Genomic DNA, 25,322 nt, shown 5'->3' on the forward strand with positions numbered 1-25,322 from the left:
GTTCCGGCCATCATGCCGATTGCGGACTGCACGGTCCATGATGCCCGGAGCGGCAACCGGCTTTTTGCACGGTGACATGCTGCCTAACGTGGCGGCCTCTCCCCACGGATCACCGCGATGAACGCCGCCCTTTCCCTTGACCCCGCGCCGGCCCTGCCGTCGGTACAGCGGTTGCTGCAGCAGGTCCACCCGCAACGCCTGGTCGGCGCGGTGGTGCTGGTGCGCGAGCACGGCGTGCTGCGTCATGCCAGCGCCACCGGCCTGGCCGATCGTGAATCGGGCGCCGCGATGCAGCGTGACCAGTTGTTCCGGCTGGCATCGGTCAGCAAGCCGCTGCTGACCACGGTGATCCTGCGTCTGGTGGCCGATAGCGTGCTGGACCTGGATGCGCCGGTACAGCGCTGGTTACCGGACTTCCGCCCGGCGCTGGCCGATGGCAGTACGCCGCCGATCAGCCTGCGCCAACTGCTCAGCCATAGCAGCGGGCTGGGTTACCGCTTCCTCGAAGCCGATGCGGATGGCCCGTACGCCCGGGCCGGCGTCAGCGATGGCATGGATGCGAATCCGCTGACATTGGCCGACAACGTGCATCGCGTCGCGCAGGCGCCGCTGCTGTTCGAGCCGGGGAGCCAATGGTTGTACTCGTTGGGCGTGGATGTGGCCGGTGCCGTGGCCGAAGCCGCGACCGGTGAAACGCTGCAGGCACTGTTCGAGCGCTTGCTGGCCGCACGCTTGGGCCTGCGCGACACCGCATTCGCGACCACCGATGCTGCACGGCTGGCCACGCCGTATGTGAGTGACACGCCGCAGCCGCATCGCCTGCAGGAAGGCGAAGTGGTCGCACCGTTCGAGGGTACGGTCGGCATCGAATACAGCCTCGCCCGTGCTACCGATGCCAGCCGTTTCCCTTCGGCCGGTGCTGGACTGATTGGCAGCGCCGACGAGGTGATGGCGGTGCTGGAAGCACTGCGCGACGTACAGGCCTCGAATCTGTTGCCGCCCGCGCTGGTGGCCGAGATGGCCACTCCGCAGGTGGGCGAGCAGGGGCCGCCGGAGCCGGCCGGCTGGGGCTTCGGGCTGGGCTTTGCGGTGCTGCGCGATGCCGCCGCCAGTGGCACGCCACAAAGCGAAGGCAGCTGGCGCTGGGGCGGTGCCTATGGCCACAGCTGGTTCGTTGATCCCGCGCGCGGGCTGAGCGTGGTGGCGCTGACCAACACCCTGTACGAAGGCATGGATGGCGCCTTCGTCGATGAACTGCGTGACGCCGTCTATGCTGATCTGGAGGCTGCGCGATGAGCGGTCATGCCATTGATGCGGCGAGTCCCGCCGGCGAAGCCACACGCCTGCCGTGGGCCGGCCTGCTGGCGCTTGCGGGTGGCGGCTTCATCACCCTGCTGACCGAGACCCTGCCGGCCGGTGTGCTGCGACCGATGGGCGAGAGCCTGGGTGTGAGTGATGCGGGGGTGGGCCAGCTGGTCAGCGTGTATGCACTGGGTTCGGTGATGGCCGCACTGCCGATGACCGCGCTGACCCAGCGCCTGCCGCGGCGCCCCTTGTTGCTGGCCGCCATTGCCGGCTTCGTGGTGGTCAACACGCTGACCGCCGTGAGCAGCAGCTATCCGCTGATCCTTGCCGCGCGCTTCCTTGCTGGCGTCTGTGGTGGCCTGCTGTGGTCGCTGGTGGCCGGCTACGCCGCACGCATGGTGGTGCCGTCACTGCAGGGCCGCGCGATTGCAGTGGCGATGGTCGGTTCACCGCTGGCGCTGTCGCTGGGCGTACCGGCGGGCACGCTGCTGGGCCAACAGATCGGCTGGCGCTGGGCGTTCGTGTTGATGAGCGTACTGGGTGTCGGGCTGCTGGCGTACGCGCGCTGGACACTGCCGGCGTTGCCCGCCGCCGGTGCCGGCCAGCGCACGTCATTGGGCACGGTGTGGCGCATGCCCGGTGTACGCAGCGCGTTGCTGGTGATGGTGCTGTACGTGCTGGCGCACAACGTGCTGTACACCTACATCGAACCGCTGGCGGTGGACGCCGGAGCCGGCCCATGGCTGGACCGCCTGCTGCTGGCCTTCGGTGTGGCTGCCATCGTCGGTATCGGCATTGCCGGTTGGGGCGTGGATCGCCACTTGCGTGCGCTGGTGTGGGCGGCGGTGATCGGCTTCCTGCTGCCGGTGCTGGCCCTGCTGCTGTGGCCGGGACAGGCAACGGCGCTGCTGCTGGCGACGATCCTGTGGGGCGTGGCGTTCGGCGCCGTGCCAACCCTGTTCCAGACCGCACTGGCACGTCGCGCGGGTGCTGCCGCGGATCTGGCGCAGTCGATGCTGGTGACCGGCTGGAACCTGGCGATTGCCGGCGGTGGCGTCGCCGGTGGCGTGCTGTTGCAGGCCAGCGGCCCGAGCCAGCTGGGCTGGCTGCCGTTGCTGTTGCTGGCGGTGAGCGCGGCGTGGCTGCTGGCACGGCCGAAGGCCTGGGCGTAGGCGCAGACCAGACGTTACCGAGGTGCCGGCCAGCGGCCGGCACTACCGTGGTCCACGTCATCCACGCATGGCGTGGATCCACCGAGCGCAGCGACCCGCGTTTGCTTTTGCTCTCTTCTGTTGATTCCGTGGTGGGACGCCACCGCAATGTGTCCGTGGCCGGGTGGGTGGGCTGCGCAGGGGCGTGAGCCGCATGGATGCGGCGACCGAGCTTACATGGACGTACTTGCAGCGCCCCCTGCGCAGCCCACCCACCCGGCCCACCCCGACGGTTCCGCCGAGTGCGACCCACCACGAGGGGCTCCGCCGTTGGCCGTCCTACTCGATCCCCTCACGCTCGATCGGCACGCTCCGCGGGTTCTGCATGTGCTCCCGCGCCGCGCCATAGCGCTGCTGCCGTTTCTGATGAAACACCACGAACTCATCGCGGGGCAGCGGCCGCGAGAACAGCCAACCCTGCGCGAACTCGACCTTCCGGGTATGCAGATACGCCAGCTGTGCCTCGGTCTCCACGCCCTCGGCGACCACCCACAGGCCCAGCTCCTTGGCCATGTCGATGATGTGCGGCGTGACCGGGCTGGTGGCGCTCTCGGTGCCGATCGCATCGATGAACGACTTGTCGATCTTCAGTGCATCCAGTGGCAGCTGCTCCAGGTACTGCAGGCTGGAAAAGCCCACGCCGAAGTCATCGATCGCCACGCTGTGGCCGGCCCGGCGAGCCTGCGCCAGCATCGTGCGTGCGCGGTCCAGGTCGAGGAAGCCGTGCTCGGTCGCTTCCATCCAGATCTGCTGCGGCAGGATGCCGCTGCCGGCCATGTGCTTGGCGATCAACTTCAATGCACGACCACTGCTGATGTCCTCGGCGGCGAGATTGATCGCGATGTGCGCGCTGCGGTCGGCCACCAGCAGCTCGCGCATGTCGCGCACCACGTTCTCGATCACCAGGTCGGTGATCGCGCCGATCATGCCGGTCTCTTCGGCCAGGGGAATGAACAGGTCGGGGCGGACCTGGGTGCCATCCTGACGCTGCCAGCGAATCAATGCTTCGGCGCCGACGCAGATGCCGGTATCCAGTTCGATGATCGGCTGGTAGTGCAGGTACAGCTCGCGGCGGCGGATCGCCGTGGCCAGTTCGCCGCGCAGCGACAGCCGGCGGCGCGACAGCCAGATCACCAGGCCGGCACCCACGGCAGCCATCAGCAACCCGAGCGGTACGTACAGCCATGCCTGCTGGCGGAAGGTGGCGGCCAGTGCCGTGCGTGGCGTGGTGGCGATCGCCAGCCATTCGCCATTGCGGGCGGTGGCGTAGAGGGTGTTGTGGTCCAGCCCTTCGCCCGGGTTGCGCAGCAGGGTCTCCAGCAGCGCCGGATCCATGCCGTCCTGCTTGGCCAGCAGGCGGCCGTCCGGGCTGGCCAGGGCCAGGCGCACGTTGGGGTCTGCGATGACATCGACGAAACGGCGCGGGTCGACCAGTACGTCGTAGGCGCCGTACAGGATCGACAGCACCTGGCGGCGGCCGCTGGCTTCGGGGCGCACGTCCACCGCGATGCCGGCCCCTTCGCTGGTCACATGGTCGGCCTTGGGCTGCTTCACATCGGCCAGGAACGGGCCCCACGACGTGCACCGCAGCGTGCCGCCTTCGAAATAGCCCATCTGGTCGATCGACGGCGTGGTCATCACCAGGGTCTGCATGCGCTGGATATGGTCCGGGCTGCACGGCACATGGGCGCCCGCCTCCGCCGACTTCAGCGCGGCCAGCGCGTCATGGTAGGACTGGTCGGAACGGCGCAGCGCGCGGCCGGCGATGTCGCGCAGGCGCTGCTGCTCGACACTGACCGCACGGTCCCAGGTGGCATAGGCCATCACCGCGATCGGCACCGCTGCGGCCAGCAGCGCCAGCGCGGTGCCACCAATGATGATGCGCAGGCGGCTCATGGCTGGAGCTCCGGCGGGGCAGGCAGGTCAGGGCGCATGGTCGGGGCCGGTCCTTGGGCAGGTGCGGCTATCTGAGCATGGCGCCGGGCCGGGCGGAATGGGACGAATCCGGTATTCGGTCACAATGTGATGAAAGCGACCGCGATTGACGTGATCGGGCCGTCCGGCGCTGGCGCTCCGGGCCGGGGAGGACTAACGTCGAACGCTTCGCCCGCCTCAGTGCACGCCCATGACCGAGCCCGCAACGCCCCCCGAGCACCTGCGCCGCAGCCTGTCCAACCGCCACCTGCAGCTGATCGCCATCGGCGGTGCCATCGGCACCGGCCTGTTCATGGGCTCGGGCAAGACCATCAGCCTGGCCGGTCCGTCCATCGTCTTCGTCTACCTGATCATCGGTGCGATGTTGTTCTTCGTGATGCGCGCGATGGGCGAGCTGCTGCTGTCCAACCTGCAGTACAAATCCTTCATCGACTTTTCCACCGACCTGCTTGGTCCCTGGGCCGGCTTCTTCTGTGGATGGACGTACTGGTTCTGCTGGATCGTCACCGCCATCGCCGATGTGATCGCCATCGCCGCCTATGCGCAGTTCTGGTTCCCGGGGCTGGATGCCTGGATACCGGCACTGGCCTGCGTGATGCTGTTGCTGGCGCTGAACCTGGTGACGGTGAAGCTGTTCGGTGAGATGGAATTCTGGTTCGCGCTGATCAAGATCGTGGCGATCTGTGCGCTGATCATCACCGGTGCGGGCCTGGTGGCGTGGGGCTTCACTTCGCCCAGCGGCCATACCGCCGCGCTGTCCAACCTGTGGAATGACGGCGGCATGTTCCCGATGGGCCTGGTCGGCTTCTTCGCCGGTTTCCAGATCGCGGTGTTCGCCTTCGTCGGCATCGAGCTGGTCGGCACCACCGCCGCCGAGACCGCCAACCCCGAGCGCAACCTGCCCAAGGCGATCAACTCGATCCCGGTGCGCATCATCATCTTCTACGTGCTGGCGCTGATCGCGATCATGGCCGTCACCCCGTGGCGCCAGGTGGTGCCGGACAAGAGCCCGTTCGTGCAACTGTTCGTGCTGGCCGGTATCCCCGCCGCGGCCAGCCTGATCAACTTCGTGGTGCTGACCTCGGCCACCTCCTCGGCCAACAGCGGCATCTTCTCCACCAGCCGCATGCTGTACGGCCTGGCCGAAGAGGGCCACGCGCCGCGCGGGTTGTCGAAGCTCTCGCGCGCCGCAGTGCCGGCACGCGGCCTGCTGTTCTCCTGCCTGTGCCTGCTCGGCGGCACGCTGCTGATCTACCTGATCCCCAACCTGGTGACCGCCTTCACCCTGGTCACCACGCTGGCGACGGTGCTCTTCATCTTCGTCTGGTCGCTGATCCTGGTGGCCTACATGGTCTACCGCCGCCGCTACCCGGAGCGCCACGCCGCCTCGATCTTCAAGATGCCCGGTGGCGTTGCCATGTGCTGGGCGTGCCTGGTGTTCTTCGCAGGCGTGCTGGTTCTCCTGAGCCTGCAGGCCGATACCCGCCAAGCCCTGATCGCCAGCCCGGCGTGGTTCGTGCTGCTGGGCGTGGGGTACTGGGTGCGACGCAGGACCGCGAAGTGATCCAACGTCTTCGTTCCATCGATTGATCCATCGTCTCCAGACGTGTCATCCACGCATGGCGTGGATCTGCTATCAGCCGCAGGGAACTATCGAAGGCGGGGTGGGTCCGCTGGCGGGAGTGTCCGCGGCATGGATGCCGCGGCCAAGCCCCCAGGGATGGGTTTACGGCGTCTCCCGCCAGTGGACCCACCCCGCCTCCCCGCAGGAGATCGGCCTTTGCCGTTGCGTGTGATCTGGCCTCTGCAGGTGCAGGGCGCAGCCCTGCCAAATCCCCCATTCACTTGGTGTTAGCGGGCGCGGCCGGATCATCCGGCCGCCATGTCCCGCCACCCCCTCCTGCTCGCGCTGTTGCTGCTGCCCAGCCTGTGGCCCGGGCTGGCCGCCGCGCGCACGGTCTACCGCTGCGTGCAGGGCAATACTGTCAGCCTGGCCACCGCTCCCGAACCCGGCTCGCGCTGCACGCCGAAGGAGATCGACGACAACGCCGTCCAGGCCCCGAATCTGTGGGGCAACATGGGCGTGTTCAGTGGCGTGCTGTACGAACGCGAGCAGGACGGCGCGCTGGTCTATTCCACCCGCAACCTGCCCGGATCGCGGGTATTCCTGAAGTTCACCGTGGCCACGCCACCGGGTGAGCCCGCGCACGAAGGCCTGGGCAAGGTCGGCAAGCCGCAGCTGGCGCAGCATGCCAAGCAGTTCAAGGCCGCGGCCAAGGCCACCGGCGTGGATGACGCATGGTTGCGCGCGATCGCCCACGCCGAAAGCAATTTCGACGCGCTGGCGGTCTCGACCAAGGGCGCACAGGGCGTGATGCAGCTGATGCCGGATACCGCGCAGGAGTACGGGGTGAGCGATCCGTTCTCGCCGCAGCAGTCCATCGATGGCGGCGCCCGCTACATGCGCGCGCTGCTGCGCCGCTACAACGGTGATCGGCCACTGGCCGCCGCCGCCTACAACGCCGGCATCGGAGCGGTCACCCGTTACAAGGGCGTGCCGCCCTATGCCGAGACCCTGGCCTACGTGGACAAGGTGATGGCCCTGTATGCGCGCTACCGCGAAGCGATGGGCATCCGTACCGAAGTGCCCGCGCGATAGGCTGGCGGTGCTGGATGTGTCGTGTAGAGCCGAGCGCATGCTCGGCTCATGGTGCCGGCAGCCGAGCATGGGCTCGGCTCTACAGGGGGCCTGCTCAGCGTGAGGTCGCGCTGCCGACCAGTTCGTAGCGTTCGATGCGGCCAACGCGGGTGACTTCTGCCTGCACGTCGGCGCGCTGCTTCAGCGCACGCCAGGCCGCATCGATCTTCACGTCACCGGGCAGCGACGGATAGGTACGCATGTCCTGCAGGGAGGCCAGTGTCTCGCCTCGCTCGACGGGGGAGCGCAGTTGCTCGATCAGCACGGCGGCCGCGCCATCGAGATTGCCCTCGTCCAGCAGCATTTCGCGATGGAACAGGCGGGCGTCGTCGCCCTCGGCGAGGATCGCCGCGCGAGCAGCGTCCATGGCCTTGGCATCGCCACGTTCGCGCGCGGCGGCAAACTGCAGCAACGCCTGTGCTGCCTTGCCGTAGCCGCCGAGGCCCTGCATGTCATTCACCGCTGCGGTGGCGTCCTGCAGGCGGCCCAGCGAACTGAGCACGAAGCCGACGTTGAACTGGTGCTCGGCGCCATCCGGGCCCAGCGCACCGATGCGCGCAGCCAGCTTGGCGGTGGCCAGCGCATCGTCGGTGCGCCCCAACCGACGCAGCGCGGTGAGCCGGCTGTTGAGCAGCCACGCGACCCATTCGGCTTCGGCCGCCGACGGGGATTCGCCTTCGGCCGCTGCGCGGGCCATGCCATCGGTCAGGGCCAGGACTTCCTCGTTGCGGTCGAGCATCAGCAGCGTATTGCTGAACTCGGCCATGCGCGCGTCCAGGGCGCGGTCGAGCAGGCCAGACACACGCAGCTCATCGAGATGCTTCTGTGCGGCCTGCACCGGATCGAAGCGTGCATCGCCGCGGTCGACATAGCGATCAAAGCGCTTGTCACTGCGCAGGCGGATGATTTCGGCCGGGCCATTGATGCGTGCCAGCGTGGTCGGGATGTCGTCGCCGCGGCCGTTGTCGGCCTGCAGCGTGGCCAACGCCAGCCACAGCCCGGTCGGCTCCACGCCACCGCCCTTCCAGCCGTTGTCGAACAGCGCCTGCAGCAGTTCCATGCGTCGTTGTGGCTGGTCGCGCAGGCGGTACTGCAGGTAGTTGATCGGCTGGCGCTCGATCGGCAGCGGGCCCTCGGCGTGCTTCAGCGCCTGCACCAGGTACCGGGTAGCCGGAGCCGGCTGGTTTTCGGAAAGTTCCAGCGACACCAGGGTCAGCAGGATCTGTGCATCGTCCGGCAACGACTCCTGCGCCCGCTGCAGATAGCGCCGGGCCTGCGCCGGCTTCTTCTGCATCAATGCGGTCCAGCCCGCCACCTGCGCGGCGCGACCGCGATGCTCGGCATCGAAATCGTCCAGCAGCGGATCTTCCATCAGCTGTTCCATGGCGATCAACGCGCCCAGCGTGTTACCGCTGCGTGACTGCTGGATCGCTTCGTCCCAACGGGTGGCATAGGCCGTATGCACCGCGTCGCTGGTGACGGACGGCTTCTGTGGTGCCACCGCGATGGAGGCGGAGGCGGGGCTGCCCGCCAGTGCGGCCAGCAGCAGGGCAGTGAGGGGGAGAACGCGGGGCATGGAGATTCTCCATCCGTGGGAAGAGCATTGAACCTGCTGCAGCCAGCGAGGACAAGCGCGATGGATGGAACTCTGGCGATCAGGAGTACGTTTGGCCATGGCGGATCGCGCGCGCAGCGTCTATCGTCGGTGCCTCTTCAGATTGCAGGCAGAGGCAACGCAGCACGATGGCACGGTGGCAATGGATGGCGGCAGGGGTCGCGTTGGCAACGGCGGTGGCATTGGCCGCGACCTGGTGGGATTCACCGCTGCAGACCTTGGCTGAACCGGCAGGCCCGGCGCCCACGCCACTGGCCTGGACCGCGCAGATCGAGATGCTGGCCGGCGACGGTCATCCCGGTGACCGCGATGGTGCGTCCGCGCAGGCCCGCTTCGCCGATCCCTATGCGTTGCTGCGCAGTGCCGATGGCAGCATCTACTTCACCGATGCCGGCGACAACAACCGCATCCGCCGCCGCCAGCCGGATGGCCGCATCGAGACCGTGGCCGGGCAGGGCGAGGGGCGCATCGATGGCCCGGCGCTGCAGGCCAGCTTCAATACGCCGTCGGGCATCGCCGCCGATGCGCAGGGCAACCTGTACGTGGCCGACACCGGCAACCATGCCATCCGCCGCATCGGCACCGATGGCCAGGTGACCACGCTGGCCGGTGGCGAGCAGGGGTACGCCGATGGACCGGCCGCGCAAGCGCGCTTCGATGCACCGATGGGCATCGCGGTGGACGCGCAGGGCCAGGTCTATGTGGCCGACACCTTCAACGACCGCATCCGGGTGATCGGCACCGACGGCAACGTGCGTACCCTGGCCGGCGGCGAGCGCCCGGGGCTGGCCGATGGCCTGGGCGTCGCGGCGCGCTTCGATACGCCGGTGGCGCTGGCCTTCGATGCCCATGGCGCGCTGCTGGTGGCCGACCTGTTCAACAATGCGGTGCGTCGGGTCGGTGCCGACGGCATGGTCAGCACGCTGCTGGGCGATGGCGGCGTGATCAATGGGCCGTTGTCGCTGGCCACCACGCACGACGGCGTGCTGTACGTGGGTGACCTTGATGGCCGCATCGTGCAGGTAACACCGCAGGGCCACCAGATCGCGCTGGTGGGCAACGGCCGCCTGCCACGCCTGGCCCGCCCCAGTGGTCTGGCGATGGATGCCGATGGCAGCGTGCTGGTCGCCGATTCCGCCAGCTATCGCCTGCACCGCCTGCGCCCGCTGCCGGTGGGTGATTTGCCGGCACCGGCGCTGGTCGGGCCCGCTGCCGATGCAGCGTTGCCGGACACCGGTGGGCGCTGGCCGTTGGCACCCCAGGACGGCTGGCATGAAGTGGTGGGCACGCTGGGCGAGGTGCGCGGCAACTTCAAGGGCGAGAGCCGCCACCACCTGCACGGTGGTTTCGATGTGCGCGGCGATGTCGGCCAGACCGTGTTGGCGATCGCCGATGGCAAGATCAGCAGCCCGGTAGCGGCGTGGAGCCTGGGTGGGCAGGCCGAGGGCCTGGCAGTGGACCGCCTCAAGTACATCCACATGCGGGTCGGCCGCACCCCGCGTGACCAGCCGTTCGATGCGCGCTGGCAGGCGCTGTACGACGAGCAGGGCAAGCTGGAGCGGATGCGCGTGCGTCGCGGCACGCGCATCCACGTTGGCGATCGCCTGGGCAGCATCAACAACCAGGCGCACGTGCACCTGGCGGTGGGCACCGGCGGCTTCGAAACCAACGCCGTGGCGCTGGGTTTCCATAACTACGCCGACCACTTCGCACCGCGCATCACCGATGTGGCGCTGCTGGACGACAACGACCAGCCGCTGGCGGCGGGCAGCGACGGCGTGGTGATGCTGGCGCGGCAGGGACGTGGCGTGCAGATCGTGGTCGAGGCCTGGGACCAGGTCGACAACAACCTGCCGCGGCGCCGGCTGGGCATGTACCAGGTGGGCTACCAGATCCTCGATGCTGGGGGACAGCCGCTGCAGGGTTACGAGCAGCCGCGCTGGAACATCGTGTTCAACCGCATGCCGCCGCAGATGGAAGCGGTGCGCGTGGCCTACGCACCGGACAGCGGTATCACGGTGCATGGCAGTGCGGTGACCCGGTTCCGTTACCTGGCCACCAACACCGTGCGTGATGGCCTGATGGAAACCGGGCGCTGGCAGCCGGCGGCGCTGCCGCCGGGCGAGTACATCGTGCGCGCCAGCGTGCGCGACTACAGCGGTAACGAAGGCGTGGGCCCGCGCGAGATCAGGGTACGGCTGCTGCCATAGCCGCAGCCGGGGCGCCGCAGCGTTCGCGCTCGGCGTCCATGTCTTCCAGCGGCCGCACCTCGATGCTGCCGAAGCGCGCCCATGGGAAGTCGCGGGCGATGCGCATGGCTTCGTCGCGGTCGCGGGCGACGATCAGGTTGAAGCCGGCCAGCAGTTCGCGGGTTTCTGCGAACGGGCCATCCAGTACGCGGCTGTGGCCATCGCGCACGCGCAGGGTCTGCGCGGTGTCGACCGGCTGCAGTTTCTGCGCGGCCAATAGCGTGCCCTCGGCCTGCAGCTTGTCGGCGTGGGCGAGGCAATCGCGCATCAGCGCGTTGAATTCCTCGGTGGGCAGCGCCTGCAGCAAGGCAGGCTCGATGTAGATCAGAAGCAGGTACTGCTGCATGGGACGGTCCAGGCGGGGGCGGGGTGTCCATGATGGCGCAGGTTTGCCTGCCGGCATGCTGCAGCGCGAAAAGCCGCCTGCGGCGGGCGATCGGCGAACGGCGGAGCCCCTCCGTGGTGGGGTTGGGTTGGTCGCTGAAAGCTGGGTTTCAGAGGGGGGGGCGGGCGGGTGGGATTGGCGGGGACGCCGTGAATCCGTCCCTGGAGGCTTAGCCGCGCCATCCATGGCGCGGATACCCCGCCAATCCCACCCGCCCGACCCCTGACAGATTCCGGTCGCCGAACCACCACGGGAAATCAACAACAAGAGCGAAAGCGGGTCGCTTCGCTCGCAAAGCCGAGGCCGCCAGCCAACCGCCGTTGCTTTTGCTTTTGCTTTTGCTTTTGCTTTTTTTCTTGATCTTCCCGTGGTGGAACGGAGACAGGAACTTGTCCAAGGCCGGGTGGGTAGGCGGGGCGGGGGTGTCCGCGGCATGGATGCCGCGGCCAAGCCCCCAGGGACGGGTTTACGGCGTCCCCCGACCCGCCTACCCACCCGGCCAAACCCATGAACCCGAGCTTTTCAGCGACCAACCCAACCCCACCACGGAGGGGCTCCGCCGTTCGCCGACTCCCGCCGAAGGCGCGCTTTCCACGGAAGAAATAATTTTCAAAAGACGTGTCGATTCCCAGCCCCCTGGTTCGTTGTACCCAGTGAAGGGCACGCACCACGCGTCCCCACGGGAGACCGCAATGAAAGTGATGGTGATCGTGAAGGCCAACGCCGACTCCGAAGCCGGCCGCATGCCCAGCGAACAGGAATTGTCCGACATGGGCGCCTTCAACGAACAGCTCGTGGCCGCCGGCATCATGCTGGCCGGTGAAGGCCTGCATGCCACCCAGCGCGGACGTCGCATTCATTTCGGCGGCGGCGCGCCGAAGGTCGAGGCCGGTCCGTTTGGCCCCGCCAGCGAACAGATCGCCGGCTTCTGGCTGTGGGACGTGCGTTCGCTGGACGAGGCCGTTGAATGGGCCAGCCGCGCGCCGTTCAACACAGGCGGCACGCTGGAGCTGCGCCCGCTGATCTCCGCCGAAGACTTCGGTGAAGCCTTCACCCCGGAATTACAGCAGCAGGAACAGCGTCTGCGTGCACAGTTGGAAGGTTGACCCGGTTCATTTCCCCCGCCGGGCATGGACCGGCGCTACCACCCTGGAAACCCACGACGGAGTATTGCCATGAAATTGATTCCCTTCCTCGGCTTCAGCGGCCAGGCCCATGAGGCGATGGCGTTCTATGCAAAGGCACTCGGTGGCCAGGTCACCTCGGAAATGAAATACCGCGACATGCCGCCCTCCGATGGCTCGCCGGGCTGCAACGAGATGCCGCCGGAAACCCTGGACCACGTCGCGCACAGCCAGCTGGAAATCGGTAGCGCCATCGTGATGGCGGCCGACGGTCCCGGCGGTGGCGAGGGTGGCTCGACCACCATCAATGTCGACGTCGACAGCATCGAAGAAGCCGAACGCGTGTTCGCCGCGCTGGCCGACGGTGGCCAGGTGCAGATGCCGATCGCCGAAACGTTCTGGGCGCACCGCTGGGGCATGTTGATCGACCGCTACGGCAAGCCGTGGATGGTCAACTGCATGAAGCAGCCCTGATCCCTCTTCTTTTCATCCACAAGGAGCTTCACCGATGAATGCACCGCAACCGCAGATGATCTTCGTCAATCTTCCGGTGAAGGACCTGGAGAAATCCAAGGCCTTCTTCACCGCGCTGGGCTACAGCTTCAATCCAACTTACACCAACGATGACGCGGCAGGCATGGTCATCAGCGAGAGCATCTACGTGATGCTGCTGACCCAACCTTTTTTCCAGCAGTTCACCAACAAGCCGATTGCCGATGCGCACACCCACACGGAAGTGATCAACGCACTCTCGGCACCCAGTCGCAAGGCAGTTGACGAGTTGGTGGACAAGGCACTGGCCGCCGGCGGCAGCGAACCGCAGCCGCCGCGCGACCTGGGCTTCATGTACCAGCGCGGCTTCCAGGATCTGGATGGCCATCTCTGGGAAATCGCACACATGGACGGCGAGCCGGGCTGACGGCCGCCGCAGGGAGAATCCTCATGGCTTACGTGGATGCTTACGTGCTGCCGTGCCCCCAGGACAAGGTGGCGGCCTACCGCGGCCTTGCCCGCAAGGCCGGTGCGGTGTGGAAGGACCATGGCGCGCTGCAGTACATGGAATGCGTGGCTGACGATGTGGAACCGGGAAAGAGCACGTCGTTTCCGCGTGCGGTCAAGGCAAAACCGGGCGAAACGGTGATCGTCGCCTTCGTGGTGTTCCGTTCGCGCGCGGCGCGCGACCGTATCAACGCGAAAGTGATGGCGGACCCACGGCTGGCGTCGCTGGGCCCGAAGGACATGCCGTTCGACACCAAACGCATGTTCTGGGGCGGCTTCAAGCCGATAGTTGAAGCGTGAGCTGCGGCGCTTGTGCGGGCCGGGCGTGCGTGCTGTGATCGGCGCATGCTCGAGCCCGCACTGACGCAGCGTCTGGAAACCCTCTGGCGGATGGAGTCGCCGGTGTTGATCGCGCGCCTGGCGCGGCTGCTCGGGGGCGATGTCGGCCGCGCCGAGGAGCTGGCCCAGGACACCTGGCTGGCCGCGCTGGAGCGCTGGCCGGAGCAGGGCATCCCGGACAACCCCGGAGCCTGGCTGATGACCACTGCGCGCAACCGTGCCATTGATGTGCTGCGCCAGCACCAGCGGGTGGCGCAGCAGCATGCGCAGTGGGGCGAGGAACTGCATCCGGCGCCGCTGCCGGCGCCCGATGACAGTCAAGCGCTGGAAGATGATCTGGGTGACGACCTGCTGCGGCTGATGTTCGTGGCCTGCCATCCGGTGCTGCCGGCCGATGCACGGGTGGCATTGACCCTGCGCCTGCTGGGTGGCCTGACCACTGTCGAGATCGCGCGCGCCTTCCTGCAGCCCGAGCCGACCATCGCCCAGCGCATCGTGCGCGCCAAGCGCACCTTGGCGCAGAAGCAGGTGCCCTACGAGGTCCCGCGTGCTGACGCGATGCCCGAGCGGCTTGGTTCGGTGCTGGAAGCGATCTACCTGGTGTTCAACGAAGGCTATGCGGCCAGTGCCGGTGACGACTGGATGCGCCCGGCACTGTGCGAGGAGGCGCTGCGGCTCGCGCGCATCCTGGCGCACCGGCTGCCGGTGCCGCCGGTGCTGGGCCTGCTGGCGCTGATGGAGCTGCAGGCCTCGCGTGCCGCGGCACGGACCGATGCGCAGGGCGTGCCGGTACTGCTGGACCAGCAGAACCGCGCGCGCTGGGACTGGCTGCAGATTGAACGCGGGCAGCAGGTGCTGGCGCGCGCGCTGGCCGCCGGTGGCGCTGATGATCCCTATGTACTGCAGGCGCGTATCGCAGCGTGCCATGCAGCGGCGCGCCGCCCCGAGGATACCGACTGGCCGCGCATCGCAGCGCTCTATACGCAGCTGCTGCAGGTGCAGCCCTCGCCGGTTGTTGCATTGAACCGGGTCGTGGCGGTGCTGCGCAGTGACGGTGCCTTCGCGGCGTGGGCGCAGCTGCAGCCGTTGCTGGTGGACGCGCGACTGCGTGAGTACGCGCCGCTGCAGGTGGTGCGCGGGGAGTTACTACAGGCGCTGGGGCGCGACCTGGACGCACGTCACGCTTTTGCGGAAGCCGCCAGACTCAGCCAGAACCAGGCAGAGCGGGGCCTGCTGCGGCAACGGGCCGGCCTGCCTCCCACGGAGTGACCTCGACGAAGGCAGCACTTGTCGGCGGGCCCGCGAGCCGTTATGTTTCGCGCCCAGCGGACGCGTCAGCGTCCACTTTCCATGCGTATTGACCGAGGAGCGGTTGGATGTATTCAAGGACGAAGAGCGCATCGCGCGCTTTTGCGCGCCTGCTTGCCTGTGCCCTGTGCCTGGCCGTATGGCCGATGGCCGGGCAGGCGGCAGACAAATCACAGCAGGCCTATTGGGCCGGTTTTGCCTATACCGCTGATGCCGCTGCCGTGCAGGCGACCACGCCGCATGCGCACGCCGTGCTGGAAAAGCGTGGCTTGATCCCGCTCAACCAGACCCTGGGGCAGGGGCTCAAGCGTCGCCCGCCGGCCAATCTGGAACTGATCGACCAGCCGGTGGCGATGCTCGACGGCACCACCAGTGCGACAGTGCTGGCCGCGGCACTGGACCGCGAACTGGTCTCGGTCGAGCCGATCGGCGACCAGTACAAGGTGCTGGTGGAAGTGGCGCTGCAGGCGCTGTTCTTCGATTTCCGCGAGCGCCAGGTGATCGCGTCCTATCCGCTTACCCTGCAGCGCATCGACGTGCAGGATTACCGGCCGGACAACGACGATATCGACGCGATCGTCGCCGATCTCCTGTATGGCAGCGCCGATACCAGCCTGTCGCAGGTGCTGGCTGCCAGCCTCGCCCAGGCCAGGCTGCCCGATGCCGCCGTGCGTCGCCTGCAGGTCGGAGGCGTAACTCTGTCCGACGCGGTCCGCGCCAAGCTGCCCGACCCGAAGTGGGAAGCCCCGCTGCGCGCCACGCTGGCCCATGAGCTGTCCAAGACGCTGTCGTCCAATACCGGCGTCGGCCTGCTGCCGCCGGCCTCGGGCCAGGCGATCGGTGGTGCGATGGCGGCGCGCTTTGCCGACGGCAAGGTCTACCAGCTGAAGATTCCCGAGCCGGACTACGTCATCAACCTGCAGGTGGATGCGCTGAAGAACGGCGTGATCGAAGAAACCCCGGCGATGAAGACGATGCTGTTCGGCGCGTTCTTCACCGCCAAGGTGACCGAGCCGTTCTCCGGCAAGGTCTATTTCGAACAGCCGCTGCGCAAGGGTGCCACCAAGGTGGTGCCGGTCACGCAGTGGCAGGTCGACCAGTGGTCGGCCAGCTACGAAACCCTGCTGGCCGGCTTCGACGCCTTCGCCGGCGCCGCCGCCAAGCGCGCCGATTCGCGCGGCTGGCTGGACGAACAGAAGCCGGGCGGCCGCCCGTTGCAGCAGCAGACCCAAGCCCTCCAGGAGTTGATCAAGTCATGTCGTTGATGCGTACCATCCTGCTCATCCTCATCGCGCTGGTGGTGGCCTCGCCGGTCGCCGCGCAGACCGCCAGTTCGCGCGGTACCGGTTCGGCCAGCTACGGCCTGCGCCTGAGCGCCGACACCCGCGCCCAGGCCCTGAACAAGGCCAAGGTCAATGCACTGGAGGCGTACATCGCTGAAACCGGTGCGGCCAAGCTGCGCCTGTTCGAAGCCCGCCGCGCCGAGTTCATCGGCGAGATCGACCGCTACGTGCTCAGTGCCGTGCAGCTGTCGGACAACGAAGACAAGAAGGCCAAGACCTACAGCGTCACCGTCCGCGCAGAGATCAACACCACCCTGCTGCAGACCAAGCTGGATGCTGGCTCGGCCGTTGCTGGCGCCACTGCTGCGCAGCGCTCGCTGCTGACCTTCCTGTTCATGGCGCGCTCGCAGGACACCGTGCAGTCGTTCCAGGACAAGGAATACCGCCGCGTCGACGCCAGCAGCAGCTACAGCGAGAACACCCGTGAAGGCGACAGCTTCCGCGGTAACTCGGTCAGCACCAACGGCAGCATCAACCAGAACGGTTCGATGTCGGTCACCAGCGGTGGCAGCACCACCCAGCGCAGCGACAACATCAGCTGGAAGGTGGCCAACGCCGCCGAAGTGAACACCGCGATGACCGGTGCCTTCAGCGCCGCCGGCTACGAAGTGGTTGAAGCCGAATACGTGGAAGGCGAGTCGCGCGGCCTGCTCAGCATCGAGCGTATCCGCAAGGACTTCAGCACCGGCAACGACCTGGCCCCGGCCACCCTGCGTGATACCGCCAACGGCATCCGTGCGGCCAACATCCCGTACATCGCCGTCGGCACCCTCGACGTCGGCATGCGCGACCGCGATCCGGCCAGCGGCAACACCCGCGTGTTCGTCACCGTCACCGGCAAGGTGCTGGACGTGACCGGTCGTTTCCCGCGCACCGTGTCGTCGGTGGGCCCGGTGCAGTTCTCCGGTACCGGCCCGAATGAAACCGTGGCCCGCACCAATGCCCTGCAGCTGGCCGCCGAGAAGGCTGCCCAGCAGATGATCAACGAACTGAACGTCAAGGCGGTTCGTTGACGTTACCGCTGCGCTCGCCGGGCATGGCCCGGCGCTTCCGGCTCTGGTGGGTGCCGCGCTTGCTCGGCACTGACCCGCTGCCATACCCGATCTTGCGCGCCGCATCGCGGCCGTCTCTCCCAAAGGACTCTCACATGATCCGCAATACTGCTCTTGTCGTGGCCATCGCGGCCGCCACCCTGTCGATGCCGGCCCACGCCCAGTTCGGCAAGCTGAAGGACCTGGCTGGCGCCGCTACCGGCACCTCCAGCAGCAGCGCCTCCAGCGCCGCCGCTCCGGACGAAGCCGCGCAGGAAGCGCTGGTGCGTCGTTTCGTCAGCTCGCAGTCGCACTCTCTGCAGGCCCAGACCTCGTTCGCCCGCGCCTTCGGCCTGGCCGAGCAGGTGCAGCTGCTGGAAGCCGAGCGCCAGGCGCTGTCGTCCGGTTCGGTCAGCGTCGATGCCATGAAGAAGTCGGTGTCGGTCAGCGAAGCCGCCCAGGCGGCCATCAACGAGCGCCAGGCCGCACAGCCGGAACTGAACGCTGAATCCAAGCAGCACTACGCCGAAGGCCTGGTCTCGCTGCTGTCCTCGGCTGCCGAAGCGCAGAAGCTGGGCGGCGAAGCCAGCAGCTTCACCGCCGGCATGAAGAACCTGGGCGCGACCCAGCTGGCCACCGTCGGCCGCAAGCTGGCTGCCGGTGCGTGGGTGGCCAAGGAATCGCCGGGCTTCATCAAGGGCCTGTACGGTTCGACCAAGTCGGCCGTGACCTTTGCCAAGAAGAGCAAGGTGAAGGTGCCGTCCAACGCCGATTCGATGCTCGACTCGCTCTGATCCGAGGCGAATCTCCATGCGTATGACAACCCGTTTGATCGGCCTGGGCCTGGCCGCCGCGCTGCTTGCAGCCTGTGGCAAGCAGGACACCCCGGCTGCCGCGCCCACACCCGCCAAGGACAAGGCAACCAGTGCACTGGCCAGCAATGCGCCAGTGGAAGCAGCGCCCCTGCGTGGCACGCCGGATTTCGGCGGCACCACCCAGGTCGCGCGTGAAGCCGACGGTATCGGCAGCACCCCGGAACTGGCGGTGCTGGCGGCATTGCAGTCGGCGGTGGCGCAGGTCAACGGCGTACGCGTGGCCAGCCAGATGCAGAGCCTGCGTGCAGGCCTGCATGTGGATGTGGATGGCGAACACGTCGGCGATATCCGCGCCGACGCGTTCACCCAGCAGATGATCGCCGGCTCGCAGGGCGCGGTGCTGGGCTATGAAATCCTGTCGCAGGATGAAGTGCGTCAGCTTGACGAGGAAACCGTCGCCCGCGTGCGTGCCAGCGATGAAGGCTGGAGCTTCAAGGGCTCGGCCTCGGCCAGTGCCTCCGGCGAAGCATCGGCCAAGAGCGGTTCGGCCTCGGCCAGCGTCAGGGAAAGCTACGACGAGAAGGTCAACGTCGATGCCAAGCGTGGCGCAAGCTCGTTCGATTCCGATGTGACCCATCGCAGCATGCGCAGCTACTGGAAGGTGCGCGTGCGCGCGCAGATCGCCCAGTACCGCGCACCAGACGAGCAAGGCAAGCCGAAGATCGTGGTTGCCCTGCCGCGCACCAAGGCCGGCAGCTACGCCGTCGGCGACGGCCGCGTGGATGCCGATGAAGTGGCCGATGCGATCCGCGCACGCCTGTCCGACACGCTGACCCAGACCCAGCGCTTCATCGTGCTGGACCGCGAATTCGGCGACGAACTGCAGGCCGAGATCGACCACATCAACAGTGGCAACGTGCGCCTGCAGGACACCGCACGCGTGGGCCAGCAGCTGGCTACCGACCTGATCCTGATCCCGACCATCGAACGCTTCGAGTACCCGCGCAGCGTGCGCAACCTGCGCATGTCCGACCGCCAGGTGACCTCGTACTCCGGTGGCGGCCGCATCACCCTGCGCCTGATCAACGCCACCACCGGCCAGGTGGTGATGTCCGACAGCTTCGACCACCAGCTGGCCTCGACCGGCCCGAGCACCCTGCCGCGCGTGGTCAATGGCCGCAACATGGCCGCGGCGATGATGGAATCGCTGTCCGGCCAGATCGGCACCACCATCGTCACCACGCTGTTCCCGGTGTCGGTGGTTTCGGTGGACGGAGACCAGGTGGTGCTGAGCCAGGGCGGTGACACCGTGCAGGCCGGCCAGCGCTGGCAGGCCGTGCGCCTGGGCGAAGAACTGAAGGACCCGCAGACCGGTCGCTCGCTGGGCCGCAGCGAACACCCGTGCTGCACCATCCGCATCGACCGCGTGGCCGCACAGACCTCTTACGGCACCATCGAAGACGGCGTCGACGCCATGCGCGGCGGCTTCCGTCCGGGCCAGATTGAACTGCGCCAGAAGCTGGGCAGCAAGCCGGCTGCCGCCGCTGCAGGCAGCGCGACTGCCTCGGCCGCACCCGCCGCCGCCGCGCGCCCAGCGGCCAAGCCGAAGCCCAAGCCCGCTGCCGCCCCGGCCGAAGACCCGAACTGGTAACACGCCAAGGCAGCACACAGATGGGGTCAGAGCCCTTTCCCACCGGGAAAGGGCTCTGACCCTTTCTTGTTTCCGTCCGTGTCGACCAAGGTCGACACCTACCAACAGCGGTGTGTCGACCAAGGTCGACACCCACCAACAGCAGCGGGAACCTGTCGAAGGCGGGGTGGGTCCGGTTGCGGGGGCGTGAGCCGCATGGATGCGGCGACCGAGCTTACATGGACGTACTTGCAGCGGCCCCCGCAACCGGACCCACCCCGCCATCCCACGGAATGCCGCTGTTGCTTCAGCTGTTGCTGTTGCCCTGGCTTCGGCAGGTGCAGGGCGCAGCCCTGCCGAATCCCATTACACTCCAGAAGGATTTCCCTGCTGGAGAGAGCGATGAAACGAGCAGTACTGGGCGTGCTGGCCCTGTCAGTGTCGAGCGCACTGATGGCGGCCACCCCGAAATTCGATGGCGCGCGGATCTCCGCCGACGTCAAGGAACTGGCCTCCGACGCCTACGAAGGCCGCTCCCCGGCCACCGCCGGCGAAGAGAAGACCGTCACCTATCTCAGCAAGCAGTTTGCCGACGCCGGCCTGCAGCCGGGCGGCGACCTCAAGGACGGCAAGCGCCTGTGGACCCAGGCCGTGCCGCTGCGCAAGGGCGACATCGTCGGCGCACCGCAGCTGGCGCTGCACCAGGGCGGGAAGACCGTCAGCCTCGAACAGGGCAAGCAGATTGCCGTGCGCGCCGCCATGAACGGCGCCAGCAACGTCGACATCAGCAAGGCCCCGCTGGTGTTCCTCGGCTACGGCGTCAAGGCACCGGAGCGCAACTGGGACGACTTCAAGGGCGTGGACCTGAAGGGCAAGATCGCCGTCGTGCTGATCAACGACCCGGATTTTGAAACCGGCCAGGGCGACTTCGACGGCAAGGGCATGACCTACTACGGCCGTTGGACTTACAAGTACGAAGAGGGCGCACGCCAGGGCGCGCTGGGTGTGCTGATCGTTCACGAGACCGCACCGGCCTCCTATGGCTGGGCCACCGTCGCCGGCTCCAACACCAACACCATGTTCGATGTGGTGCGTGACAACCCGGCCGAGAGCCATCCGCTGCTGGAAGGCTGGATCCAGCGCGACCTGGCCGTGGAGCTGTTCCGTTCGGCCGGGCAGGATTTCGAAGCGCTGAAGAAGAAGGCGCAGCAGCGTGACTTCACCCCGGTGCCGCTGACCGGTGCCAGCCTGGATGCGAAGTACGCGGTGAAGACCGAAGTGATCACCTCGCACAACGTGGCCGCGCGCCTGGAAGGCAGCAGCCACCCGGACGAGACTGTCATCTACAGTGCGCACTGGGACCACATCGGCGTGGGCGAGCCCGACGCACGCGGCGACCGCATCTTCAACGGCGCGCTGGACAACGCCAGCGGCACCGCATCGCTGATCGAACTTGCCCGCGGTTTCGCCAAGCAGAAGCGCCCGCAGCGCTCGGTGCTGTTCCTGGCGGTGACCGCCGAAGAGAAGGGCCTGCTGGGTTCGGAGTACTACGCCACCCATCCGCTGTATCCGCTGGAAAAGACCGTAGCGATGATCAACATGGACGGTATGGCGCCGTTCGGCCCGTCGCGTGACTTCGGCATCTACGGTGCCGCGCGCTTCGAACTGCTGGACCAGCTGAAGGACGTGGCCAAGGGCTGGGATATCCGCTACACGCCGGACCCGAAGCCGGAAGCCGGCCTGTTCTTCCGCTCCGATCACTTCCCGTTCGCCAAGCGCGGCGTGCCGGCGCTGTCGTGGTCGGCTGGCCAGGATTGGGTGGACGGCGGCGTGGCGGCAGGCAAAAAGGCCTCGGAGGACTACACCGCCAAGCGTTACCACCAGCAGGGCGACGAATGGCAGCCGGACTGGGTGTTCGCCGGTGCCGCCCGCGACCTGGAAGTGCTGTACACGCTGGGCAACCAGCTGGCCAACTCGCGCAGCTGGCCGAACTGGAGCAAGGACGAGTCGTTCCGCGCCGTGCGTGACGCCAGCGCCGACCAGCGCAAATAAGGCAACGCGCCGGGCTTGCCCGGCGCCTCCCTGGTAGTGCCGGCCGCTGGCCGGCAACCCTGTGATGCATGCGGAGATAATGGGGAACCGGCCAGCGGCCGGCACTACCAGATGGGCTTCCATCCCCGCTTTCCGGCCCTTCGTCGCAGGCCGCTTGCTTGCCGGATGGGCCGCCCTATGCTCGGCTCACCCCCTTCCACCAAGGCGCCGCCGTGATCGCCAGCCTCTCCCTCATCCTCCGTCACCTGCTGGCCTGGGCCGCGGCACTGTTCGTGGCCGGCATGGTCTGGAGCGGCATTTTCAGCGGCATGAACGACGGCCCCGGCTGGGTGTTCGGGCTGCTGGTGATGTTCCTGATGATCTCGGCGCTGGGCAGTGCGGTAACCCATGTGCGCCGGGTCTGGCTGGTGGCCGGCCGCCTCGATGGCGCCACCCTGTCCGGGCGCCAGCGTCGGCAGATCGAACTGCCGATGGATGCCGGCCACGCCTTCGCGGTGGTCGAGGCGGCGGTGGGCGAGCTGCCGCGGGTGGAGGAGGTGGAAAGCTCGGCGGGCAGCCTGCAGGTGCGCGCCTATGTACGCCGTGTCGATCTCTGGAACGGCCGCCAGCCGTCGCGCTGGAACCTGCCGGCACGGCTGGCGATCAAGCGCAACAGCGTGCTGGCCACGGTCACGCCGGGGCAGGGCACCAGCACCGTCACCCTGCTGTTCGAACCGGACGCAGGATGGTGGGCCGACCTGTTGGCGCTGGACGAGGGCAGCAACTACGAGAATGCCGAAGCGGTCACCCGCGCGATCAGCCGCCGTGTTGCCGACCAGCGTCGCGACGAGCAGGCCGCCGCCGAACAGACCCAGGTCGAGAAGGAGCTGTCGGTGGCGCGGCTGAACCTGCTGCATGCGCAGGTCGAACCGCATTTCCTGTACAACTCGCTGGCCAACGCACAGGTGCTGACCCGCACCGATCCTGCGCGCGCAGAACAGATGCTCGGCCATCTGATCCAGTACCTGCGCAGTTCGCTGCCGCAGGTGGACGAATCGGTATCCACCCTGGGTGTAGAGCTGGAGCGCACCCGCGCCTACCTGGAGATCCTGCGTATCCGCATGGGCGCGCGGCTGGCGGTGGAAGTGCAGGTGCCGACCGAACTGCATGAGGTGAAGCTGCCGGCGATGGCGCTGCAGACGCTGGTGGAAAACGCGATCAAGCACGGCCTGGAACCCAAGCCCGGCGGCGGCACGATCTGGATCCTGGCGCGTGGTTTCGATGACCATGTGACGGTGACGGTGGCCGACGACGGCCTCGGCTTCGGCCAGGGCACCAGTGGCACCGGCATCGGCCTGAAGAACCTGCGCGAGCGCCTGCGCCTGACCTGCGGCGAGCAGGCCGGTGTGGCGATCGTTGCCAACTTCCCCAGCGGCGTGGCCGCGACCATGACCCTGCCGCAGTCGGCCAAGGAACGCAGCCATGCCGCTTGAAGCGCTGATCGCCGAAGACGAAGAACTGCTGCGGCAGTCACTGGTGGAGCAGCTGGGCCGGCTGTGGCCGGAACTGAAACTGGTGGCCGAGTGCGAGGACGGCGCCAGTGCGCTGGAGCAGCTGGCCGAGAAGCAGCCGGATATCGCCTTCCTCGACATCCGCATGCCTGGCATCAGCGGCATCGAGGTGGCACGTTCGCTGTCCGAACTGAGCCCGCGTACCCAGGTGGTGTTCGTCACCGCCTATGACCAGTACGCCATCGATGCGTTCGAGCAGGGCGCAATGGATTATCTGCTGAAGCCGGTGAGCGACGAGCGCCTGCTGGCCACGCGCGAGCGCATCCTGTCGCGGCTGCCATCGACGCGCCAGGACGACGCGGTGCTTGAACGCCTGCTGCAACGGCTGGGTCCATCGCAGGGCAGCGCCGACCACCCGCCGCTGGCCTGGATCACCGCCAGCAACGGTCGTGAGACGCAGCTGATCATGCTGGAGGACGTGGCCTACTTCCGCGCCGACAACAAGTACACCACGGTGGTCACCGCCGCCGGCGAAAGCCTGCTGCGCACGCCGCTGCGCGAGCTGCTGGAAGTGCTCGACCCGCAGCACTTCCGCCAGATCCATCGTTCGACCATCGTCAACATGAAGGCGGTGGCGGCGGTGAGCCGCGACGATACAGGGCGCGGTGTACTGCGCCTGCGCCAGCGTGCGGAAACACTGGTGGTCAGCCAGCCCTTCATGAGTCTGTTCCGCGGCATGTAGCCGCGCCGCATCTTCCGATATCCGGAGCTTTCCATGCGTTCCTTCCTGCTTATGGGCCTCGCTGCTTTGGCGCTTGCCGGTTGCCAGAAGTCCACCGAGACCGCAATTACCCGCACCAACGCCAATGGCGTGGATACGCTGTACAGCAAGCGCACCGTGGTGGATGGGGTGGCGCGCTTCGAGTGCATCGCCAGCCGTAGCGGCCAGTGCCACTACCTGGTCCTGGACCCGGCCTGCAGTCCCGATGCCGTCTGTGCGAAAGCGCCGATACGGTCGTTCGCGGTGGCAGTGGGAGAGACGCGGGAGTTCAGTGACCTGCCGAAGGGCTTCAACCAATGCGTCAGCGAGGAACGGAAAGAACAATGCCACCGTGAGTGATCACGGTGGCATTGTGGGTCCCCCCGCTTCCCCGAAGGGTCAGTAGGCTGGCTGCAGCGTCAGTTCGTGGTGGTGCTCGGTTTCACCCACGTGGTTGAGGCGTCCCACCAGTTCCGAATGCTGCTTCATGCGCCCGATCTCGGTCATGATGCGGATGTCCTCATGGCGCAGTTCACGCCGGGCGGTGACCGCCTGCTTGTAGTCCAGCACTTCCGGATAATGCTCGGCCAGGTCCAGCGCCTCGGCCACGTGCTCGACGCTGTCGGCCTTGGAACTGATTCGCGCGCGGCTGTTGAACGCCTTCATCCAGCGCTCGAAACCGGCGGTACGGTCGAACATGTTGGCCATGAACCAGATCACGAACAGGATCGATACCCATGAGCCGAACACGATCACCACGCGGGTGAAGGTGATATGGAAATCGTCACGCCACAGGTAGTTGGCAATCAGGCCGAGGATCAGCAGCGACGCCGCCTGCCAGCCCACGATCGAGGCGATCAGCCATTGGCACTTGGCCTGGGCGAGCACAGCCACTTCGTCGCGGATCTGCTGCTCGCTGAGGTTGCGCCAGTGCGCGACCTGTTTATCGAACGGGCTGCTGTAGAGCTCGTTGTCGCGAAGCAGAATTCCCAAACCCTTGAACAAAGCAATCATGGCTGGCTCCTTGTGGAAC

General features: G+C 67.3%; 23 protein-coding genes. 18 read left to right on the plus strand and 5 right to left on the minus strand.

Translation table 11 applies throughout. From position 1 onward, the window contains the following. The first annotated feature begins 117 nt into the window (after window positions 1-117). The gene (locus SMAL_RS02075; RefSeq protein ID WP_012509907.1) at window positions 118-1,296 is read left to right on the plus strand and encodes a serine hydrolase domain-containing protein; all 1,179 of its coding nucleotides are present in this window, start codon (window positions 118-120) and stop codon (window positions 1,294-1,296) included. Then, the gene (locus SMAL_RS02080; RefSeq protein ID WP_012509908.1) at window positions 1,293-2,477 is read left to right on the plus strand and encodes an MFS transporter; all 1,185 of its coding nucleotides are present in this window, start codon (window positions 1,293-1,295) and stop codon (window positions 2,475-2,477) included. The genes SMAL_RS02075 and SMAL_RS02080 overlap by 4 nt, the downstream gene beginning before the upstream one ends. 318 nt (window positions 2,478-2,795) lie before the next feature. Here the strand turns inward: SMAL_RS02080 and SMAL_RS02085 are convergent, their stop codons facing one another. Continuing rightward, on the minus strand, window positions 2,796-4,412 hold the full coding sequence (locus SMAL_RS02085; protein ID WP_004139826.1) for an EAL domain-containing protein: 1,617 nt from the start codon (window positions 4,410-4,412) through the stop codon (window positions 2,796-2,798). Window positions 4,413-4,641: 229 nt separating this feature from the next. On the opposite strand from SMAL_RS02085, the gene cycA reads away from it, so the two are divergent. Further along, on the plus strand, window positions 4,642-6,015 hold the full coding sequence (gene cycA, locus SMAL_RS02090; RefSeq protein WP_004139828.1) for a D-serine/D-alanine/glycine transporter: 1,374 nt from the start codon (window positions 4,642-4,644) through the stop codon (window positions 6,013-6,015). Between the two features lie 318 nt (window positions 6,016-6,333). Beyond that, a complete protein-coding gene (locus SMAL_RS02095) occupies window positions 6,334-7,110 on the plus strand; it encodes a lytic transglycosylase domain-containing protein (protein WP_012509909.1) in 777 nt (258 codons plus the stop codon). A gap of 94 nt (window positions 7,111-7,204) precedes the next feature. Here the strand turns inward: SMAL_RS02095 and SMAL_RS02100 are convergent, their stop codons facing one another. Then, window positions 7,205-8,725: a tetratricopeptide repeat protein gene (locus SMAL_RS02100; RefSeq protein WP_012509910.1), complete on the minus strand. Its 1,521-nt coding sequence runs from the start codon at window positions 8,723-8,725 to the stop codon at window positions 7,205-7,207. A 167-nt stretch (window positions 8,726-8,892) separates the two neighbouring features. Here SMAL_RS02100 and SMAL_RS02105 point away from each other — a divergent pair, with 167 nt between their 5' ends. Next, entirely contained in the window at window positions 8,893-10,974 is a 2,082-nt protein-coding gene (locus SMAL_RS02105) for an NHL repeat-containing protein (protein WP_012509911.1), read from the plus strand. On the opposite strand, the gene SMAL_RS02110 is transcribed toward SMAL_RS02105, so the two are convergent. Both SMAL_RS02110 and SMAL_RS21010 read right to left on the minus strand, forming a co-directional pair. Continuing rightward, window positions 10,952-11,359 (minus strand): YciI family protein, encoded by a 408-nt coding sequence (locus SMAL_RS02110; RefSeq protein WP_004153945.1) that lies wholly within the window; start codon window positions 11,357-11,359, stop codon window positions 10,952-10,954. The genes SMAL_RS02105 and SMAL_RS02110 overlap by 23 nt on opposite strands. 208 nt (window positions 11,360-11,567) lie before the next feature. Then, a complete protein-coding gene (locus tag SMAL_RS21010; protein ID WP_157628457.1) occupies window positions 11,568-11,795 on the minus strand; it encodes a hypothetical protein in 228 nt (75 codons plus the stop codon). A gap of 295 nt (window positions 11,796-12,090) precedes the next feature. Here SMAL_RS21010 and SMAL_RS02115 point away from each other — a divergent pair, with 295 nt between their 5' ends. The 13 genes from SMAL_RS02115 (at window position 12,091) to SMAL_RS02175 (ending at window position 24,649) form a co-directional block, all read left to right on the plus strand. After that, the gene (locus tag SMAL_RS02115; protein WP_012509912.1) at window positions 12,091-12,504 is read left to right on the plus strand and encodes a YciI family protein; all 414 of its coding nucleotides are present in this window, start codon (window positions 12,091-12,093) and stop codon (window positions 12,502-12,504) included. 69 nt (window positions 12,505-12,573) lie between these two features. After that, the gene (locus SMAL_RS02120; RefSeq protein ID WP_012509913.1) at window positions 12,574-12,996 is read left to right on the plus strand and encodes a VOC family protein; all 423 of its coding nucleotides are present in this window, start codon (window positions 12,574-12,576) and stop codon (window positions 12,994-12,996) included. Between the two features lie 34 nt (window positions 12,997-13,030). After that, a complete protein-coding gene (locus SMAL_RS02125) occupies window positions 13,031-13,441 on the plus strand; it encodes a VOC family protein (RefSeq protein WP_004139958.1) in 411 nt (136 codons plus the stop codon). Between the two features lie 23 nt (window positions 13,442-13,464). Continuing rightward, window positions 13,465-13,821, plus strand: coding sequence for a DUF1428 domain-containing protein (locus SMAL_RS02130; protein ID WP_004139960.1), 357 nt, complete (start codon window positions 13,465-13,467; stop codon window positions 13,819-13,821). Between the two features lie 45 nt (window positions 13,822-13,866). Beyond that, complete coding sequence (locus tag SMAL_RS02135) at window positions 13,867-15,129, plus strand: RNA polymerase sigma factor (RefSeq protein ID WP_012509914.1); 1,263 nt, start codon at window positions 13,867-13,869, stop codon at window positions 15,127-15,129. 107 nt (window positions 15,130-15,236) lie between these two features. Continuing rightward, window positions 15,237-16,433 carry a hypothetical protein gene (locus SMAL_RS02140; protein WP_012509915.1) on the plus strand — a complete coding sequence of 399 codons (1,197 nt, stop codon included), beginning with the start codon at window positions 15,237-15,239 and terminating at the stop codon, window positions 16,431-16,433. Continuing rightward, complete coding sequence (locus SMAL_RS02145; RefSeq protein WP_012509916.1) at window positions 16,424-17,524, plus strand: hypothetical protein; 1,101 nt, start codon at window positions 16,424-16,426, stop codon at window positions 17,522-17,524. Before SMAL_RS02140 ends, SMAL_RS02145 begins: the two co-directional genes overlap by 10 nt. 134 nt (window positions 17,525-17,658) lie before the next feature. Beyond that, the gene (locus SMAL_RS02150) at window positions 17,659-18,336 is read left to right on the plus strand and encodes a hypothetical protein (protein ID WP_004140043.1); all 678 of its coding nucleotides are present in this window, start codon (window positions 17,659-17,661) and stop codon (window positions 18,334-18,336) included. 16 nt (window positions 18,337-18,352) lie between these two features. Further along, window positions 18,353-20,008, plus strand: a complete 1,656-nt coding sequence (locus SMAL_RS02155; RefSeq protein WP_004140044.1) for a CsgG/HfaB family protein — start codon at window positions 18,353-18,355, stop codon at window positions 20,006-20,008. A gap of 381 nt (window positions 20,009-20,389) precedes the next feature. Then, the gene (locus SMAL_RS02160; RefSeq protein ID WP_012509917.1) at window positions 20,390-22,039 is read left to right on the plus strand and encodes a M28 family metallopeptidase; all 1,650 of its coding nucleotides are present in this window, start codon (window positions 20,390-20,392) and stop codon (window positions 22,037-22,039) included. A 212-nt stretch (window positions 22,040-22,251) separates the two neighbouring features. Next, window positions 22,252-23,511, plus strand: coding sequence for a sensor histidine kinase (locus SMAL_RS02165; protein WP_012509918.1), 1,260 nt, complete (start codon window positions 22,252-22,254; stop codon window positions 23,509-23,511). Continuing rightward, complete coding sequence (locus SMAL_RS02170) at window positions 23,501-24,271, plus strand: LytR/AlgR family response regulator transcription factor (protein ID WP_004140108.1); 771 nt, start codon at window positions 23,501-23,503, stop codon at window positions 24,269-24,271. Before SMAL_RS02165 ends, SMAL_RS02170 begins: the two co-directional genes overlap by 11 nt. A 33-nt stretch (window positions 24,272-24,304) precedes the next feature. Further along, window positions 24,305-24,649 (plus strand): hypothetical protein, encoded by a 345-nt coding sequence (locus SMAL_RS02175; RefSeq protein WP_012509919.1) that lies wholly within the window; start codon window positions 24,305-24,307, stop codon window positions 24,647-24,649. A 39-nt stretch (window positions 24,650-24,688) separates the two neighbouring features. Here the strand turns inward: SMAL_RS02175 and SMAL_RS02180 are convergent, their stop codons facing one another. After that, a complete protein-coding gene (locus SMAL_RS02180; protein ID WP_012509920.1) occupies window positions 24,689-25,303 on the minus strand; it encodes a hypothetical protein in 615 nt (204 codons plus the stop codon). Between the last annotated feature and the right edge of the window lie 19 nt (window positions 25,304-25,322).

Origin of the sequence: Stenotrophomonas maltophilia R551-3 (genome assembly GCF_000020665.1) — a bacterium.
Classification (GTDB): Bacteria; Pseudomonadota; Gammaproteobacteria; order Xanthomonadales; family Xanthomonadaceae; genus Stenotrophomonas; species Stenotrophomonas maltophilia_L.